Here is a 16,759-nt window from a genome sequence, read left to right as displayed (position 1 = left end):
CCCGGACCGCCCCCAGCGGCCCGGGCTCCGCCGTTCCCCCCACCCCTGCCCCACCCAGGCGTCGATCATGGAGTTGGCGGCAGTCCGGCAGCGAAAAATCGCCGCCAACCTCATGATCAACGCGGGTCACAGGGGTGCACGCCGAGGTGGACGAAGCGCCCGCCGGGGGCGAGCACCCGGGCGGCCTCCGCGACCACCGCCGGGTAGGCGGGCAGGTCGGTGTGCCCGAGTACGCAGGTGACGGCACAGACGCTCGCGTCGGCGACCGGAAGCCGGGCCGCGTCGCCCCGGACCACCGCCAGCCGGGTACGGGCGTACCGCAGCTGCCCGCCTGAGAGGTCGACCCCGACCGGCTGCCAGCCCAGCCGTCGGGCGGGCCGCAGCCCCGCCGGTGATCGGCTACGGTCACCGGCATGACCTGGGAGGATCTCGACTCGTACCTCGACAAGGCGCCCGGCACCATCTCCGCGTACGTGGGGCGGCTGGGTGCCCCACCCACCTGGACCCGCCTGCCCGACGCCACCCACTACGCGGCCAGCACCATGAAGATCGGGGTGCTGGTGGCGCTGCACCGCGCCGCCGAGGCCGGCCGGCTGGACCTGGACGCGCCGGTGCCGGTGCACAACGCCTTCGACTCCGCCCTGCCGGGCGCACCCCGGTTCGCCAACGCCCGGGACTACGACAACGACGATGCGGTCTGGGACCGGGTCGGCGGCACCGCGTCGCTGCGCTGGCTCGCCGAACGCATGATCGTCCGGTCCAGCAACCTGGCCACCAACATCGTCATCGGCGCGGTGGGACTGCCGGCGGTGGCCGAGGCGTGGGCGCTGAGCGGGGCGCGGCACAGCGTCACCGGCCGCGGCATCGAGGACTCCGCCGCCCGGGAGGCGGGCATCGACAACCTGGTCACCGCGGCCGACCTCGCCGCCCTGCTCGGCGGGCTGGCCCGCGGCGCCCGGGAGCCCGGCCCGCTGGCCTCCCCGGCCGGCTGCGCGTCCATGCTGGACGTCCTGTTCGCCCAGGAACACCGCGAGGACCTCGCCGCCGGGCTGCCCGCGGGAACCCGGATCGCGCACAAGAACGGCTGGGTGCACGGCATCCGGCACGGCGCCGGAGTGGTCTTCCCGGCCGACGCGCCGCCGTACGTGATCGTCGTCTGCACCACCACCGACCTGGCCGACGGCGGCCCGAGCGGCGAGGAGGACGACGACGCCTGCCGCCTGATCGCGCACGTCTCCGCGCAGGTCTGGGCGTCCCGACACGACCTGGCCGACTGACCGCACCCCGCCGGCCCGTCGACGGGCGGGCCGGCGGCCCGGGCTCACTCCAGCAGGTGCGCGCGCAGCGTGGCGACCGTCTCGTCGGTCACCCCCAACCCGTCGCGCAGGTACGCCCCGAACGAGCCGTGCACCCGCCGGACCTCGTCGTACGCGGCATCCAGGTATTCCGGCCGCACCTCCAGCAGCGGGCGCGCGCTCGCCGGGTCCAGATTCGACTGACCCCGGGTCATCGCCGTCAGCAGCACCTCGCGCAAGCTCTCGGTCAACTCGTTGTGCCGCAGGTAGTCGGCCCGGATCGCCGCCTCGTCCACCCCGAGCGCGGTCAGCAGCACCACCGACAGCCAGCCGGTCCGGTCCTTGCCGGCCGAGCAGTGGAACAGCAGCGGCAGGTTCGCCCCCTCGGCCGCGAGCCGCACCGCCGCCCCGAACCCGGCGCGGGCGGACTCCCCGGTGACGAACCACCGGTAGATCGCCGCCATCGCCGCCGGCATACCCTCCCGGGCCAGCTGCTCGTACGCGCTCAGGTCGTGGCCGAGCAGCACCGCCGAGACGTACGTGAAGACGGGGTGGGCCGGGTCGTAGACCGGCAGGTGCACCACCCGCGGCTCACCGGCCAGGCGGTCCGGCGGGGCGACCTCCTGCTCGCTGGCGTGCCGCAGGTCCACCACGCAGGCGGGCGCCAGCTTGCCCAGCACCGGCAGGTCCTCGTCGGTGAGCCGGCCCAGCGCGGCGGTGCGGATCAGCCGACCCGGGCGGACCCGCCGCCCGTCGGATGCCGGCAGACCGCCGAGGTCACGCGCGTTCGGTGCGCCCACCAGTGCCCAGTCCCGTTCCGCCATCGGCCCTCCCCAGTCGCCGGCAAACCTCCGTATAGGGTGCCGCACATGACGATCGCCGCGGTACGCACCCACCGGCTCTCCGCCCCCTTGCACACCCCGTTCGTCACCGCGCTGCGCCGCACGACCACGGTGGACACCCTGGTCGTCGAGGTCGTCGACAGCGACGGGCGGTCCGGGTTCGGCGAGGCCCCGCAGGTCTGGCAGGTCACCGGGGCGTCGATCGCCGGCGCCGAGGCGTGCGTCCGGGACCTCCTCGCCCCCACGCTGACCGGACGGGACGCCGACGACCTCCAGGCCCGCTGCGCCGAGGTGCGCCGGACGGTGGTCGGCAACGAGTCCGCAAAGGCGGCCGTCGACGTCGCCCTGCACGACCTGGCCGCGCGGCGGCTCGGCGTACCGCTGGTGCGGCTGCTCGGCGGCACCAACCTGCGGGTCCCGACGGACGTCACGCTGGCCGCCGGCGACGCCGTGGACCTGGCCGCCGCCGCGAAGCAGCGCCGGGCCGAGGGGTTCACCGTGCTCAAGCTGAAGGTCGGCACCGACGCCCGGGGCGACCTGGACCGGGTCCGCGCGGTCCGCGCGGCGGTCGGCCCCGACGTACGCATCCGGCTGGACGCCAACCAGGGTTGGACCCCGCGCGAGGCGGTCCGGGTCATCCGGGGCATCGAGGACGCCGGGCTGGACGTCGAACTGGTCGAGCAGCCGGTCCACCGGCGGGACCTGGACGGGCTGGCCTGGGTCAGCGACCGGGTGAACCTGCCGATCCTCGCCGACGAGTCGGTCTTCGACGTCCGCGACCTGGTCGAGGTGATCCGCCGGCGGGCGGCCGACATGGTCAACGTCAAGCTGGCCAAATGCGGCGGCCTGCACACCGCGCGGACGCTGCTCGACCTGGCCGCCGCGCACGGGATGGGCACCATCGTCGGCTCGATGATGGAGAGCCCGGTGGGCGTGGGCGCCGCGGCCAGCCTGGTCGCCGCCTACGGCACCACGGCCGTCTCCGACCTCGACGCCGCCTGGTGGCTCGCCTGGTCGCCGGTGGGCGGCGGAATCCGGTACGACGGCGCCAGCGTCCTGCTGCCCGACGAGCCCGGCCTCGGCATCTCGGCCGTACGTGAAGTCAATGTGCACGCCCGCAGTTGATGGCTGGTGAAATTTTTCATAGGGTCGCCGGAGAGAACCGCGAGGTGGGAGTGGACGTGGAGCTGCAGCCGGGCCGCGAGGCCGTCGTCCGGGTCCCGGTCGCGACCCTATGGAGCGCCCCCGAGGCCGTCCGCCCGATCGACGGTGCCGCACTCGGCGACACGCCGGACACCGCCGCCTGGGTCGCCGGCATGGACCGCGACCAGCAGGTCGGCGAGTGCGTGCTGAGCCAGCTGCTGCTCGGCGAGCGGGTGCTCGTCACCGAGCTGCGCGCGGACGGTTGGGCGCAGGTCATCGCCCTCGAACAGCCCGCCGCCAAGCTCGACCCCCGGGGCTACCCGGGCTGGCTGCCCACCGCCCAGCTCACCGCCCCGGCAGAGACCGACGCGTCGGCGGGCCCGCTGGTGGTGGACGCCACGCTCACCGCGCTGCGCACCGCCCCGGACGGCCCGGTGGCCCTGGCCAACGTGGTCCTCGGCACCCGCCTCGCACCGGCGGGCCGGACGGTGGACGGATGGCGGCCGGTGCACGTAGCCGGCCGGATGGACCCGCTCTGGGTGCCCGAGGCCGATGTGGTCCCGCTGCCCACCGAGCGGCCGGAGGCCAAGGAGGTGCTCGCCGTGGCGGAGCGGCTGCACGACCTGGTCTACGTCTGGGGCGGGGTCTCCAGCCACGGGATCGACTGCTCCGGTCTGGTGCACCTGGCCTGGCGGCGGTACGGGGTGACGCTGCCCCGGGACGCCGACGACCAGGCCGAGGCGACCACCCCTCTGGCGCTTGGCGAGGAGCGCCCCGGCGACCTCTACTTCTTCGCCCGGCCCGGCCGCCGGATCCACCACATCGGCATCGTGAGCAGCGAGCCGCAGGGTGCGGTCCGGCGGATGCTGCACGCCTGCTACATCCAGCGCGTGGTGATCGAGCAGCGGCTTCCCGATTACCGGGAGGCCACCCTGGTCGCGGCCCACCGCGTCTGACCTCCGTACGCGAATGGGGCGCTCCCGACCGCGGGAGCGCCCCATTCGCCGGGTGTGGGTCCGGTCAGTGTCGCGCCGCGGCCAGCTCGCGGCGCCGGTCCCGGGACGACTTGACCAGGCTGGCCGCGGTGGCGATCCCCAGGGTGCCCAGGATGACGGCCAGCGACAGCCAGATCGGGATGTGCGGGGCCCAGGCCACGTGCTCGCCGTTGTTGATGAACGGCAGGTTGTTGTCGGCGAGGGCCTCCAGCACCAGCTTGACCCCGATGAAGCCGAGCACCACGGCCAGGCCGTAGCTGAGGTAGATCAGCCGGTCCAGCAGCCCGCCGAGCAGGAAGTAGAGCTGCCGGAGCCCCATCAGCGCGAAGACGTTCGCGGTGAAGACCAGGTACGGCTCCTGGGTGATGCCGAAGATCGCCGGGATCGAGTCGAGCGCGAAGATCAGGTCTGTGGTGCCGATCGCGATCATCACGATCAGCATCGGGGTGAAGAGCCGCCGCCCCTTCTCGTGGGTGGTCAGCTTCGCGCCGTCGAAGTCCCGGGACAGCGGCAGCGCCTTGCGGCTCCACCGGATCAGCACGTTCTCGCTGAACTCGTCCTCGTCCGGCTCGCCCTGCCGGGCCAGGTTGATCGCCGTGTAGATCAGGAACGCGCCGAAGATGTAGAAGACCCAGGTGAACTGGGCGAGCAGGGCGGCGCCAGCGGCGATGAAGCCACCCCGCATCACCAGCGCCAGCAGGATGCCGATGAGCAGCACCTTCTGCTGGTACTGCCGGGGCACCGCGAAGCGACCCATGATGATCACGAAGACGAAGAGGTTGTCCACCGAGAGGCTGTACTCGGTGAGCCACCCGGTGTAGAACTGGCCGGCCACGCTGGGCCCGGCGGCGAGCCACAGCCCCACGCCGAAGAGCAGGGCCAGCCCGACGTAGAAGCCGACCCAGATGCTCGACTCACGGACGCTGGGCTCGTGCGGACGCCGACCGATGATGAGCAGGTCGACGAGCAGGACGGCGGTCAATGCGACGAGGGTCGCTGCCCACACCCATCCGGACACGTTCAAGATCTAACCTCCGGCAGACACACAGCGTCGGGCACACCGTACGCCCCGTGAAGGGCCAAGGTGCGTCGACGCTGACTCTGGTGACTGTCGGAGGTCTCTTCCGCCACCGACCGGGGGTGCCGGGTCGCTGACCAACGGAGCCGGGTCGTGCCACCGGGGGGCCGGCGCTCTTCCGTGCTGACGACTCCGTTGCGGGGGAATACTCCCCTCCTCGGGCGCCATTGTTCACCATGAAGGCGGCTCCGCGCATCTCCCGGTGCCCGGATTGATGAGGGAATCACTTTCTGCCGTTGGACGGATCTCCTCCGGCAGCGCTTCCTAGGAGGCGAGGTGAAAGGCTCGTGGTCGGCAGCCGGATCGGCGATACGGCGGCATCCAGGCCGATGGAACACCGCCAGGTCGGCGAGATGGAGGCGACTGTCGGGCGGCACCCGACGGATGGTGCTGCGGCCGGTGGATGGTGTGGCGGCCGGAACAGCCCCCGGGGCGGACGGGCCGACGGCCGGCGTGCGAGGCTTCGGGAATGGTTCTTGAGGTCGCGCTGATCGACGTGACACCCGGGCAAGAGGACGCCTTCGCCGCCGCCTACGCGCAGGCGTACCCCCTCCTCAGCGGCGCGGAGGGCTGCCGCTCGGTGCGGATGACCCGGGGCGTGGAGTCGCCGTCCCGGTTCGTGCTGCTGGTGGAGTGGGACTCCGTCGAGGCGCACGACGTCAACTTCCGGCAGAGCGAGCGGTTCCCGCAGTGGCGAGCGCTGATCGGTCCGTACTTCGCGAACCCGCCGCTGGTCGAGCACTTCGTGGACGTGCCGGCCTGACCTGTCATACCCCTCGCATAGCCTGCGGGGGACGCGCCGGCCACCGGTCCCGACGGGCATCGGGGGCGCCGGGCCCGGTGGCGGCGCGGGCTCGGCTGCGGCCGCGCCCGATTGATCAACTTCCGGGCGCCCCTGCTGCACGCGGCAGGGTTCGCGGCCGCCCGCCCCGGCCGAAAGGGCGGCCAGCACGCACGCACCCCGGAGGACGCGGTCCGGCCAATACACGCGCAGCCCGGAGGACGCCGTCCGGCCGCGGGGGCGTCGTTTTCAGTGCAGTTCGGGGACCGGGGCGTCGCGGGGCTCGCGGGGCCGCGGCACGTGCACCGGGCCGAGCCGCCGGGCCAGCAGCTCGACCGTCTCCTCCTCGGGCAGCGCCGCCGCCAGCAGTCGGTCGACCAGCCGCTCGTAACGGGCGATGTCCGCCTCGGCGACCAGCCGCAGGTCGGTGGTGAGGGTCTCCACGAGCACCGTGCGGGGGTCGGCCGGGTCCGGGTACGCGTAGTAGGAGAAGGCGGTCAGCGGGCGGCCGCCGTCCGGGGCGGCGTCGCTCGGCACCACCCGGATGGTGATGTGCGGCCACTCGGCGAGGGCCATCAGGTGCCGCAACTGGTCCCGCCAGACGTCGGCCGGCGTGCCACCCGGTTCGCATACCCGCTCGTCGACCAGCGCCGTATAGTGCGGCGGGTCCAGGCGGCGCAGCACCTCCTGGCGCACCGTCCGGCCCCGTACGTCGGACTCCACGTCCACGTCGTCGCCGAGCAGCGCCCCGGCGCTCACCCGCAAGCGGGCGTAGGCCGGGGTCTGCAGCAGCCCGGGCACGAGGGCCGGTTGGTACTCCACGATGCGGGCGGCGCCGGCCTCCAGTTCGGCGTACGCCCGCTGCCGCTCGCCCATCTCGCCCAGTGCCTTGGACCGGCCCCGCCCGGTGGCGGCGTCCCGGGCGATGACGATCAGCTCGTTGCGCTGGTCGGCAGGCACCTGGTAGGCGTCGAGCAGGTCGAGCACATCGGCCAGGTCCGGCCGGCTCTGGCCCAGCTCGATGCGGGACAGCTTCGAGGTGGACGCCCACCCGAGCCGGACACAGACCTGCTCCAGGGTGAGCGCCTCCCGGCGACGCAGCCGGCGCAACTCCGCACCGAGGCGCACCCGCCGGACGACAGGACTTGCTGACAGCCGCATACCAGCCTCCCCACCGTGGGAGAGTACGCATTGCCGTCACTCACGGCAATACCTCACTCGCGCAGTGCAACCAACGTGGATTCCCTTCCGGGCGCACGCCCACCGCCGCCCGGCCCGCTCACTTCACGCCGGCCGCATCCATCCCGCGCAGTTCCTTCTTGAGGTCGGCCACCTCGTCCCGGATCCGGGCCGCCAGCTCGAACTGCAACTCCCGCGCGGCGGCGAGCATCTGGTCGTTGAGCTCCTGGATGAGGTTGGCCAGGTCGGCCCGGGCCATGCCCTCCCGGGACGGGGTGGCGGCACCGCCCCGGCCGCGGCTGCGGGTCTCCTTGACCGGGGCCTTACCCCGGGACAGTTGCCGGACCGCCCCGCCGACGCGGGTGTTCTCGGTGTCCTCCGCCTCGCGGTAGATGTCGTCGAGGATGTCGTGGATCTTCTTGCGCAGCGGCTCGGGGCTGATCCCGTGCGCCTCGTTGTGCGCGATCTGCTTGGCCCGGCGCCGGTTGGTCTCCTCGATCGCGTCCGCCATCGACGGAGTGATCTTGTCGGCGTACATGTGGACCTGGCCGGACACGTTACGCGCCGCCCGGCCGATGGTCTGGATGAGCGACCGGCCGCTGCGCAGGAAGCCCTCCTTGTCGGCGTCGAGGATCGCCACCAGGGACACCTCGGGCAGGTCGAGGCCCTCCCGGAGCAGGTTGATGCCGACCAGCACGTCGTACTCGCCCTTGCGCAGCTCGCGCAGCAGCTCCACCCGGCGCAGCGTGTCGACCTCCGAGTGCAGGTAACGCACCCGGATGCCGTTCTCCAGGAGGTAGTCCGACAGGTCCTCGGCCATCTTCTTGGTCAGGGTGGTGACCAGGACCCGCTCGTCCCGCTCGGTCCGCAGCTTGATCTCGTGCATCAGGTCGTCGATCTGCCCCTTGGTGGGCTTCACCACCACCTCGGGGTCGATCAGGCCGGTGGGGCGGATCACCTGCTCGACGAACTCGCCCTGGGCCTGCTCCAACTCCCACGGGCCCGGGGTGGCGGAGAGGAACACCATCTGGCCGACCCGCTCCAGGTATTCGTCGAAGCGCAGCGGCCGGTTGTCGGCCGCGCTGGGCAGCCGGAAGCCGTGGTCGATCAGCATCCGCTTGCGGGAGGCGTCGCCCTCGTACATGCCGCCGATCTGCGGGATGGTCACGTGCGACTCGTCCACCACCGTGAGGAAGTCGTCGGGGAAGTAGTCGAGCAGGCAGTGCGGCGGGCTGCCGGGCAACCGGCCGTCGATGTGCATGGAGTAGTTCTCGATGCCGGAGCAGAAGCCGACCTGCCGCATCATCTCGATGTCGTAGGTGGTGCGCATCCGCAGCCGCTGCGCCTCCAGCAGCTTGCCCTGCCGCTCCAGCTCGGCCAGCCGCTCGCCCAGCTCGGTCTCGATGTCGCGGATCGCCCGCTCCATCCGCTCCGGCCCGGCCGCGTAGTGCGTGGCCGGGAAGATCATCAACTGGTCGACCTCGCGGACCACGTCCCCGGTGAGCGGGTTGAGGTAGTAGAGCTTCTCGATCTCGTCACCGAACAACTCGATCCGGACGGCCAGTTCCTCGTAGGCCGGGATGATCTCCAGCGTGTCCCCGCGGACCCGGAAGGTGCCCCGCTGGAACGCCATGTCGTTGCGGGTGTACTGGATGTCGACCAGCCGGCGCAACAGCTGGTCACGGTCGAGCTCCTGGCCGACGGCCACCCGGACCGCGCGGTCCAGATATTCCTCCGGGGTGCCCAGACCGTAGATCGCCGAGACGGTCGCCACCACGATGACGTCGCGGCGGGTGAGCAGCGACATGGTCGCCGAGTGGCGCAACCGCTCGACCTCCTCGTTGATCGAGGAGTCCTTCTCGATGTAGGTGTCGGTCTGCGGGATGTACGCCTCGGGCTGGTAGTAGTCGTAGTAGGAGACGAAGTATTCCACCGCGTTGTGCGGGAGCAGCTCGCTGAACTCCTTGGCGAGCTGGGCGGCGAGGGTCTTGTTGGGGGCGAGCACCAGGGTCGGCCGTTGCAGCCGCTCGACCAGCCACGCCGTGGTGGCGCTCTTGCCGGTGCCGGTCGCGCCGAGCAGCACCGTGTTACGGTCGCCACGCCGCACGCGACGCTCAAGCTCGTCGATGGCTGCCGGCTGGTCGCCGGCCGGCTGGAACTCGCTCACGACCTGGAAGCGGCCGTCGAGCCGGGGAATGTCGAGCGCCATGACCCCAACGGTACGCCCGCGGTCCGACACTTCGGGCCGACCACGGACCGTCCGTGATTGGCTTCGATATTCCCATTGTGTGCCCCAGCACACCCGACTACCCTCGTACCGTAGGCCGCTCGCGGCGGCCGACCGGGCCCGGTGGCCGCCCGTCAAGGGCGCGGCCGCCCCCGGCACAGGGTCGCAGCACCCGGGACGACCGGCGTGCGCACCCAGGTGGTCGCGCTGGAGGCGCTGACCGGCCGCCGCGAGCGCCCCTGCTCGTCACCGGATCCCGACAGCCGCGTTGTCCACTCGTGGAGACCTCCCCCGGCCGCCGGTCCCGGCCCGCTCCGTCGCCCGACGCCAGCCCGCCCCCCGCCGACGACACCCGCCGTCACCCGCCCGCCGACGGTCCCGCGGAGCCGACCACCGACGGCGCCGACGAGCCGGCCCCCGGCACCCGGACCCCGCGCGCCGCCGACCAGCCCGGCACCGGCACCCCTCCCCCGCAGTCGACCGACCGGCCCCACCTCGACCCGCCACGCCCGCACGCAGCCGACCAGCAAGGCGCCGGCGCACCGCTCGCCCGCACCGCCGACCGGCCCGGCGCCGACCCGCCGGCGCCCGGCGCGATCGACCAGCCCGGCGCCGGCACAGCGCCCCCACGCACCGCCGGCCGGCCCGGCACCGGCCCGCCGCCACCAGGCACCGCCGGCAGGGCCCCACGCCGCACCACCCCCACCCCCGGCGCCCGCGTCGAGCCAGCCAGCGCCGGCCCGGACGGGGGACCGGCGCCGACCGCCGTGCCACGCGAACCGGGCCGCCGCCACCGTCGCGCCCGCTCGACGGCCGGTGACCGGCTCCTGGCCCTCCCGCTCCGCCGTCGGCGGGCCGGCCCGGCAGCCGCCACGGGTCCGCTGCCGCCGGGCAAGGAGGCCGGACCACCGCCCGAGACCGACGCGGACGGTAGCGACGATCCGCCGGAGCGGTCGGCCCGGCGCCGAGCGGTTCTGGTCGCGCTCGGCGTCACCGCGGCGGCCTCGGCGGCGGCGCTGGTCGCCGGGCTGCTGAGCTGGTCGCCCGAGCCGGCCGACCCGGCCCGGCCGCTCACCGCGCCGGAGGCTGAGCTGCTGGCGGCGATGCGGGTCACCAACCAGCGCGACGTCCGCGCCGGCGTACGGGGCTCGGTCGGGACGGGCGACGCGCGCACCGAGTTCGTCGGCTGGGTCGACTGGGCCCGGCCGCTGGTCTACCTGGACGTCGGCGGACCGGGTGCCGGCACCGAACGCGGGCTGGTCCAGGCCAACCGGTCGGCGCTGGTGGTCCGGCCCGATCCGGCCGCGGCGCCCAGCCCCGCCCCGCCCCCGCTGGTGCCCCCGGCCGACCGCTGGCGGCTGCGGGAGCCGCCCGCCGGGCGTGCCGTGGCCGCCGTCCGGGACCTGCTCCTCGGGCTGAGCGCGAACCGGACCGACCCCACCTCCACCGAGGCCCGCTGGCTGGGCCAGGACACCGCCGAGGGCAGCCCGGTCGACATCTTCCAGGCATCCCTGCCGACGGCCCCGACCCCGACCGTCCCGCCCACCGCCGTCCAGACCACCGCCGTACCGACCGCCGCCGTACCGACCGCCGCCGGCGCGAGCAGCGGCACCAGCGGGCCGGCAACCGGCGACGGGCCGAGCTGGCGGCCGCGTCTCTGGCTGGACCGGGACGCACGGTTGCACCGGCTGGAGGGGCGGCTGCCGGACGACACCCCGATCACCGTCGAGCTGGCCCGCAGCGACCGCCCCACGCTCCGCCCGGTGGACGCGCTCGGCGGCCGACCGGGCCTGCCCCGCGCGCTCGCCGACGGCGAGACCGACCGGCTGGTCCGGCTGCCCGACCGGCTGCGGGCGAGCGGAGGCGCCACGCTGACCCTGACCGCCCCGCTCGGCCCGACCGCCAACCTGCGGGCCGCCGGCTGGCTGAGCTGGGCGCAGTCCGCCGCGTACCTGGCGCTGGTCGAGGTCGACACCCCGGGACGCCGGACCCTCCTGCGGTGGCGGTCCGGGCAGGTGGCCCGGGCGGAGGTCCCGGGCGACGGCGCGGCGACGGAGATCCCGGCCGCGCCGCCGCTACCGCCGCCGACCGGGGTGACCTGGCCGGCCGACCAGCCGCCGGCGGACGACCTGGACCGGCTGCTGGACGCGGCGCTGCGGGCCGGCAGCGGCCCCGGGCCGGCGGGGACGACGGTGCGGGTCCGGGACGACCGGGTGGCCGACCGCGCGGTGGACGTCATCGAGGTGCGGTCCGGCGCGACCGCGCTGCGCTGGTGGATCGACCGGAGCGGTCTGCCGCGTCGGTTGGAGCTGCGGACCGGGCGGGGCGTCTGGGCCCAACTCGACCTCACCCCAGGCAGGGTGCCGGTGCTGCCCGCGACCGCGCCCGGACCGACCGCACGCTGAACCCGGTCAGGGCCGCCAGCCGGTCTGCGCGGCCCACTCCTCGGCCCGTAAGTGCTCCTCGTCGAACCAGGGGTCCTTCAACGTCCCGTACGTGGCGCTGTCCGGGGCCGACGCGACCAACTCCCGCTTCAGCTGGAGGTAGGCGGCCCGCTGGCCCGGGTCGGCGCGCAGGTGGTCCCGCATCAGCAGCGCGTACCGCCAGCCGGGCGTGCCGGCCACCCGCAGGTGCAGGTAGACCGGGCGGCCCGGGTCGGCGCTGCCGTGCAGCCGCTTCTCCCACCGGGCACTGCCCGGTGGGCGGGGGTTGTCCCACCAGTCGCCGGGCAGCCGGGGGAACCCCGCGTCGGCCAGCCGCTGGGCGAGCGGCCCGTCCGCCTCCGCCAGCGACGAGACGGTGAGCTGGATGTCGATGACGTCCTTGGCGGCCAGCCCGGGCACCGCGGTGGAGCCGATGTGGTCCACGCGCATGTCAGCCCCGACCGCGCGGCGGATCCGGGCGGCCAGTCGGGCGTACTGCTGGGGCCAGGACGGGTCCGGTCCGGTGAGCACCACCTGTTCCGGCCGGACCGCGTGGCGTTCGCGGACGTTGCGCTCGTAGGGCACCAGCCGCTCGTGCCAGAGCGCGTCCACCGCCGCGTGCAGCTCGTCCAGCGGGCCGTCGTTGGTCAGCACCACGTCGGCCGCCGCCTGCCGGCGGGCGTCGTCGGCCTGCGCGGCGATCCGCCGCTCGGCCTCCGCGCGGTCCATGCCCCGGTCGTGCGCCAGCCTCGCCAGCCGCGTGGCCACCGCCGTCTGCACCACGACCACCAGGTGGTACGTCGGCGCGAGCCCCACCTCCACCAGCAGCGGTACGTCGTTGACCACGACCGCGTCCGGGGGCGCCGCGGCGGCCAGTTCGGCGGTACGCGCGCGTACCCGGGGATGGGTGATCGCCTCCAGCTGGCGGCGGGCCGCCGGGTCGGCGAAGACGACGGCGCCGAGGGCCGCCCGGTCGAGCGCGCCCTGTGCGTCGAGCACCCGGTCGGAGAAGGCGGCGACGATCTCGGCCAGTCCCTCGGTGCCCGGGGCGACCACGTCGCGGGCGACCTGGTCCGCGTCGATGATCACCGCGCCGAGCGCGGCCAGCCGGCTGGCCACCGCGCTCTTGCCGGACCCGATACCACCGGTCAGCCCCACCATCAGCACCCGCCCAGTCAACCCGATCACTGGGCCGGTGCCAAACCGGACGCCAACCTCGACGGGCCGCGCGGCCGACGCGGAGTGGCGGGGTGTCCGGTCGGCGGGAAGGCAACACCCGCCGAGTCGATCAAGCCCGCCCGGCGGGGCCGGCCGACGACGGGGTCGGGCGGAGATACGTGAGAGCCCCGCCCCCGGCGGCCCGGTGAGACCGGATCGCGGGGACGGGGCCCGTCGTCGTCAGCGACGGCTCCAGATCGACATGGCGTCAGACCCGCCGATTTGGAGGTGTCGTCGCAGGAGGGTCACTTGCCGCCGGCGAGCTTCTCCCGCAGCGCGGCGAGCGCCTCGTCGGTGGCCAGGGTGCCGGCCGGCTCCTCGGCCTGACGGCTCGGGGCCGTGGTCGAGGTGGTGGTGCCGCCGGCCGCAGCCGGAGCCGGGTGGGCGGCAGCCTCGGCGTCGGCGGCCCGGGAGGTCTGCACCTGCTTGGTGTGGGCCTCCCAGCGCTGGCGTGCCTCGGCGTACTGGTTCTCCCAGGTCTCGCGCTGCTTGTCGTAGCCCTCGAGCCACTCGCCCGTCTCCGGGTCGAAGCCCTCCGGGTAGATGTAGTTGCCCTGCTCGTCGTAGGTCGCGGCCATGCCGTAGAGGGTCGGGTCGAAGTGCTCCTCGCCCTCGACGAAGCCCTCGTTGGCCTGCTTGAGCGACAGCGAGATCCGGCGACGCTCCAGGTCGATGTCGATGACCTTGACCATGACCTCGGAGCCGACCTGGACGACCTGCTCCGGGATCTCCACGTGGCGCTCGGCCAGCTCGGAGATGTGGACCAGGCCCTCGATGCCGTCGTCCACCCGGACGAACGCGCCGAACGGCACCAGCTTGGTGACCTTACCCGGCACGATCTGCTGGATCGCGTGGGTACGGGCGAACTGACGCCACGGGTCCTCCTGGGTCGCCTTCAGCGACAGCGAGACCCGCTCGCGGTCCAGGTCGACGTCCAGGACCTCGACCTCGACCTCCTGGCCGACCTCGACGACCTCGGACGGGTGGTCGATGTGCTTCCAGGACAGCTCGGAGACGTGCACCAGACCGTCCACGCCGCCCAGGTCGACGAACGCGCCGAAGTTGACGATCGAGGAGACGACGCCCTTGCGGACCTGGCCCTTCTGCAGCTTGTTGAGGAACTCGGTGCGCACCTCGGACTGCGTCTGCTCCAGCCAGGCCCGGCGGGACAGAACCACGTTGTTGCGGTTCTTGTCCAGCTCGATGATCTTGGCCTCGAGCTCACGGCCGACGTACGGCTGCAGGTCGCGCACTCGCCGCATCTCGACGAGCGAGGCGGGCAGGAAGCCGCGCAGGCCGATGTCGAGGATGAGACCACCCTTGACGACCTCGATGACCGAGCCGCGGACGACCCCGTCCTCGTCCTTGATCTTCTCGATCGTGCCCCAAGCCCGCTCGTACTGCGCCCGCTTCTTGGAGAGGATCAGGCGACCCTCCTTGTCCTCCTTCTGGAGGACCAGGGCCTCGATGTGGTCACCGACCGAAACCACCTCGGCCGGATCCACGTCGTGCTTGATCGACAGCTCCCGAGAGGGGATCACGCCCTCGGTCTTGTAGCCGATGTCGAGCAGGACCTCGTCCCGATCGACCTTGACGACGGTGCCTTCGACAATGTCGCCGTCGTTGAAGTACTTGATGGTCTCGTCGATCGCGGCGAGGAAAGCCTCCTCGGAACCGAGGTCGTCGACGGTGACCTTGTTGGCGCTCGAGGTGGCCTCGATGCTGCTCGTCATGTGGGCGGTTGCTCCGGTCGGATGGGTTGTCACAGCAGGCATGGGCGTCGCGGTGACTCGTCCGCGCCAGCGGATCCGTCGCCGGGCACACCGAACGATCGCCGTCAGAAGATCATTAGTGGCTCCGGTGACCGCGCACCTGCTCCCTGCCGAGGCACACGATCCGCGAGCGCATCCTCTAGCCTACCCGCTGCATTACCACAGCGTGCAAGCCCTCCCGGGTCCTGACGACCTCGTCAGCTGCGAAAGCGGAGATTTCGCGCGGTAAAGTCCGGTAGCTGTCCCATCCGTCACATCAGCCCCAGCCGACCCATGACGGCGGCCCGCCGGGTTGAAGCTAGCGTGACTCGGATGAACGAGGACAGGGTGACCCGGCGCCGGGTGGGCGCCGCGGAGGTTCGCCGGGCCAACCGCGGCTGGTGGGACGCCGACGCCGACGAGTACCAGGCCGAGCACGGCGCGTTCCTGGGCGACGTGGACTTCGTCTGGTGCCCCGAGGGGCTGCGCGAGGCCGACGCGCGGCTGCTCGGCGAGGTGGCCGGGCGGCGGATCCTCGAACTCGGCTGCGGGGCGGCCGCCGCCGCCCGCTGGCTGGCCGCCCAGGGGGCCCGGCCGGTCGCCCTGGACCTCTCCGCGGGCATGTTGCGGCACGCCGCGCAGGCCGCCGCGCGCACCGGGGTACGCATACCGCTGGTGCAGGCCGACGCGCTCGCCCTGCCGTTCGCCGACGCCGCCTTCGACACGGTCTGCACGGCGTTCGGCGCGATCCCGTTCGTGGCCGACTCGGCGGCGGTGATGCGGGAGGTGTCCCGGGTGCTGCGACCCGGCGGTCGCTGGGTCTTCTCGGTCACCCACCCGATGCGGTGGATCTTCCTCGACGACCCCGGTCCGGGCGGACTGGCCGCCGTGCATTCGTACTTCGACCGCTCCCCGTACGTCGAGCAGGACGAGCACGGGGTGGCCACGTACGTCGAGCAGCACCGCACCCTCGGCGACCGGATCCGGGAGCTGGTCGGCGCCGGGTTCCGCCTGCTGGACCTGGTGGAGCCGGAGTGGCCGGAGGGGCACGAGGGGATCTGGGGGCAGTGGAGTCCGCTGCGCGGCCGGCTCTTCCCCGGCACCGCGATCTTCGTCGCGGAGAAGCCGGCCGACGGGTAGCCGTTCGTTTCCGCCCGGCGGCCCCGGGTACCCGGGGGGCATGGCCGAGAAGGAGTTCCGCGAAGGCGACCACGTCTCCTGGGCCGCCCACAGCGGCCGGGCGTACGGCGTGGTGAAGGAAAAGCTGGTCGACCGGACGCACGTCCGCGGGCACCCGGTGAACGCCTCGCCGGAGGACCCGCAGTACCGGATCCGCAACGACCACTCGGGCCGGGATGTCGCGCACCGACCGGAGGCGCTCCGCCGTGAGTCGAAGTGAGGATGGGCGGGACACCTATCGGGAGTTCACCGAGGCGGTGAACATGAAGCCCGGCGAGCTCCAGAAGTGGCTGGAGACGGACCAGTCGAAGCATGTCGGCTGGCGGAAGAAGGGCAGCGGGGGCGGTGAGTCGGTCGGCCACGAGTCCGGCCGGAAGATCGTCGAGCTGCTGCGCCGCAGGCGCGACGAGCTCTCCGAGAGCGACTACCGGCACATGCGCAAGGTGGTCGGATACGTCCGGCGGCACATGGCGCAGCGACCGAGCGGCGACGTCCGCGCAACCCGCTGGCGGTACTCCCTGATGAACTGGGGTCACGACCCGGTCAAGGCCCCGCTGCCCCCGCCGGGCGGTCCGTCCCGGAAGGCCTTGCAGCGGCACGGCGCCCCGCCGAAGGCGCGCCGCGGGCCGCGCCGCTGACCCGCGGACC

General features: G+C 73.4%; 15 protein-coding genes. 8 read left to right on the top strand and 7 right to left on the bottom strand.

Annotated elements, in window-relative coordinates:
- Positions 1-116 precede the first annotated feature (116 nt).
- On the bottom strand, positions 117-527 hold the full coding sequence (locus tag ACGF4F_RS32105) for a class I SAM-dependent methyltransferase (protein WP_393083356.1): 411 nt from the start codon (positions 525-527) through the stop codon (positions 117-119).
- Here ACGF4F_RS32105 and ACGF4F_RS32100 point away from each other — a divergent pair.
- Positions 414-1,277: a serine hydrolase gene (locus tag ACGF4F_RS32100; RefSeq protein WP_357446307.1), complete on the top strand. Its 864-nt coding sequence runs from the start codon at positions 414-416 to the stop codon at positions 1,275-1,277. The two genes, ACGF4F_RS32105 and ACGF4F_RS32100, sit on opposite strands and share 114 nt — an antisense overlap.
- 44 nt (positions 1,278-1,321) lie before the next feature.
- Here ACGF4F_RS32100 and ACGF4F_RS32095 read toward each other — a convergent pair whose 3' ends face one another.
- Complete coding sequence (locus tag ACGF4F_RS32095; protein ID WP_393083353.1) at positions 1,322-2,119, bottom strand: tyrosine-protein phosphatase; 798 nt, start codon at positions 2,117-2,119, stop codon at positions 1,322-1,324.
- 45 nt (positions 2,120-2,164) lie between these two features.
- Here ACGF4F_RS32095 and ACGF4F_RS32090 point away from each other — a divergent pair, with 45 nt between their 5' ends.
- Positions 2,165-3,262, top strand: a complete 1,098-nt coding sequence (locus tag ACGF4F_RS32090; protein WP_393083350.1) for a mandelate racemase/muconate lactonizing enzyme family protein — start codon at positions 2,165-2,167, stop codon at positions 3,260-3,262.
- A gap of 56 nt (positions 3,263-3,318) precedes the next feature.
- A complete protein-coding gene (locus tag ACGF4F_RS32085) occupies positions 3,319-4,236 on the top strand; it encodes an NlpC/P60 family protein (protein WP_393083347.1) in 918 nt (305 codons plus the stop codon).
- A gap of 64 nt (positions 4,237-4,300) precedes the next feature.
- Here the strand turns inward: ACGF4F_RS32085 and ACGF4F_RS32080 are convergent, their stop codons facing one another.
- Positions 4,301-5,299: a TerC family protein gene (locus ACGF4F_RS32080; RefSeq protein WP_357446320.1), complete on the bottom strand. Its 999-nt coding sequence runs from the start codon at positions 5,297-5,299 to the stop codon at positions 4,301-4,303.
- 523 nt (positions 5,300-5,822) lie between these two features.
- On the opposite strand from ACGF4F_RS32080, the gene ACGF4F_RS32075 reads away from it, so the two are divergent.
- Entirely contained in the window at positions 5,823-6,116 is a 294-nt protein-coding gene (locus tag ACGF4F_RS32075; RefSeq protein WP_393083344.1) for an antibiotic biosynthesis monooxygenase family protein, read from the top strand.
- Between the two features lie 267 nt (positions 6,117-6,383).
- Here the strand turns inward: ACGF4F_RS32075 and ACGF4F_RS32070 are convergent, their stop codons facing one another.
- Together ACGF4F_RS32070 and uvrB are read right to left on the bottom strand one after the other, a co-directional pair.
- Positions 6,384-7,295, bottom strand: coding sequence for a DUF5753 domain-containing protein (locus tag ACGF4F_RS32070; RefSeq protein ID WP_393083341.1), 912 nt, complete (start codon positions 7,293-7,295; stop codon positions 6,384-6,386).
- Positions 7,296-7,413: 118 nt separating this feature from the next.
- Positions 7,414-9,522 (bottom strand): excinuclease ABC subunit UvrB, encoded by a 2,109-nt coding sequence (gene uvrB / locus ACGF4F_RS32065; protein WP_357446334.1) that lies wholly within the window; start codon positions 9,520-9,522, stop codon positions 7,414-7,416.
- Between the two features lie 296 nt (positions 9,523-9,818).
- Between uvrB and ACGF4F_RS32060 the strand changes: the two genes are divergently transcribed.
- Positions 9,819-11,945, top strand: coding sequence for a hypothetical protein (locus tag ACGF4F_RS32060; RefSeq protein ID WP_393083338.1), 2,127 nt, complete (start codon positions 9,819-9,821; stop codon positions 11,943-11,945).
- Positions 11,946-11,951: 6 nt separating this feature from the next.
- Here the strand turns inward: ACGF4F_RS32060 and coaE are convergent, their stop codons facing one another.
- Both coaE and rpsA read right to left on the bottom strand, forming a co-directional pair.
- The gene (gene coaE / locus ACGF4F_RS32055) at positions 11,952-13,130 is read right to left on the bottom strand and encodes a dephospho-CoA kinase (RefSeq protein WP_393083335.1); all 1,179 of its coding nucleotides are present in this window, start codon (positions 13,128-13,130) and stop codon (positions 11,952-11,954) included.
- Between the two features lie 296 nt (positions 13,131-13,426).
- Positions 13,427-14,956, bottom strand: coding sequence for a 30S ribosomal protein S1 (gene rpsA, locus ACGF4F_RS32050; RefSeq protein ID WP_357446343.1), 1,530 nt, complete (start codon positions 14,954-14,956; stop codon positions 13,427-13,429).
- A 309-nt stretch (positions 14,957-15,265) separates the two neighbouring features.
- On the opposite strand from rpsA, the gene ACGF4F_RS32045 reads away from it, so the two are divergent.
- From ACGF4F_RS32045 to ACGF4F_RS32035, 3 genes are read left to right on the top strand one after another with little or no spacing between them, the layout of a single operon-like run.
- Positions 15,266-16,072: a class I SAM-dependent methyltransferase gene (locus ACGF4F_RS32045; protein WP_393083332.1), complete on the top strand. Its 807-nt coding sequence runs from the start codon at positions 15,266-15,268 to the stop codon at positions 16,070-16,072.
- Between the two features lie 40 nt (positions 16,073-16,112).
- A complete protein-coding gene (locus ACGF4F_RS32040) occupies positions 16,113-16,331 on the top strand; it encodes a DUF2945 domain-containing protein (protein ID WP_073833827.1) in 219 nt (72 codons plus the stop codon).
- A complete protein-coding gene (locus ACGF4F_RS32035) occupies positions 16,318-16,749 on the top strand; it encodes a DUF3140 domain-containing protein (protein ID WP_393083329.1) in 432 nt (143 codons plus the stop codon). Before ACGF4F_RS32040 ends, ACGF4F_RS32035 begins: the two co-directional genes overlap by 14 nt.
- Positions 16,750-16,759: the final 10 nt, after the last annotated feature.

The sequence above is a fragment of the Micromonospora sp. NPDC047740 genome (assembly GCF_043204735.1).
Taxonomy (GTDB): Bacteria; Actinomycetota; Actinomycetes; order Mycobacteriales; family Micromonosporaceae; genus Micromonospora.
The sequence above is the reverse complement of the archived record's forward strand: the minus strand, read 5'-3'. Positions and strand labels throughout refer to the sequence as shown.

What these genes read in the sequence shown, in the direction of transcription:
- ACGF4F_RS32045 (WP_393083332.1), top strand. Translation starts at nt 15,266, where the DNA reads ATGAACGAGGACAGGGTGACCCGGCGCCGGGTGGGCGCCGCGGAGGTT.
- ACGF4F_RS32090 (WP_393083350.1), top strand. Translation starts at nt 2,165, where the DNA reads ATGACGATCGCCGCGGTACGCACCCACCGGCTCTCCGCCCCCTTGCAC.
- ACGF4F_RS32095 (WP_393083353.1), bottom strand. Translation starts at nt 2,119, where the DNA reads ATGGCGGAACGGGACTGGGCACTGGTGGGCGCACCGAACGCGCGTGAC.
- uvrB (WP_357446334.1), bottom strand. Translation starts at nt 9,522, where the DNA reads ATGGCGCTCGACATTCCCCGGCTCGACGGCCGCTTCCAGGTCGTGAGC.
- rpsA (WP_357446343.1), bottom strand. Translation starts at nt 14,956, where the DNA reads ATGCCTGCTGTGACAACCCATCCGACCGGAGCAACCGCCCACATGACG.
- ACGF4F_RS32040 (WP_073833827.1), top strand. Translation starts at nt 16,113, where the DNA reads ATGGCCGAGAAGGAGTTCCGCGAAGGCGACCACGTCTCCTGGGCCGCC.
- ACGF4F_RS32070 (WP_393083341.1), bottom strand. Translation starts at nt 7,295, where the DNA reads ATGCGGCTGTCAGCAAGTCCTGTCGTCCGGCGGGTGCGCCTCGGTGCG.
- ACGF4F_RS32075 (WP_393083344.1), top strand. Translation starts at nt 5,823, where the DNA reads ATGGTTCTTGAGGTCGCGCTGATCGACGTGACACCCGGGCAAGAGGAC.
- ACGF4F_RS32100 (WP_357446307.1), top strand. Translation starts at nt 414, where the DNA reads ATGACCTGGGAGGATCTCGACTCGTACCTCGACAAGGCGCCCGGCACC.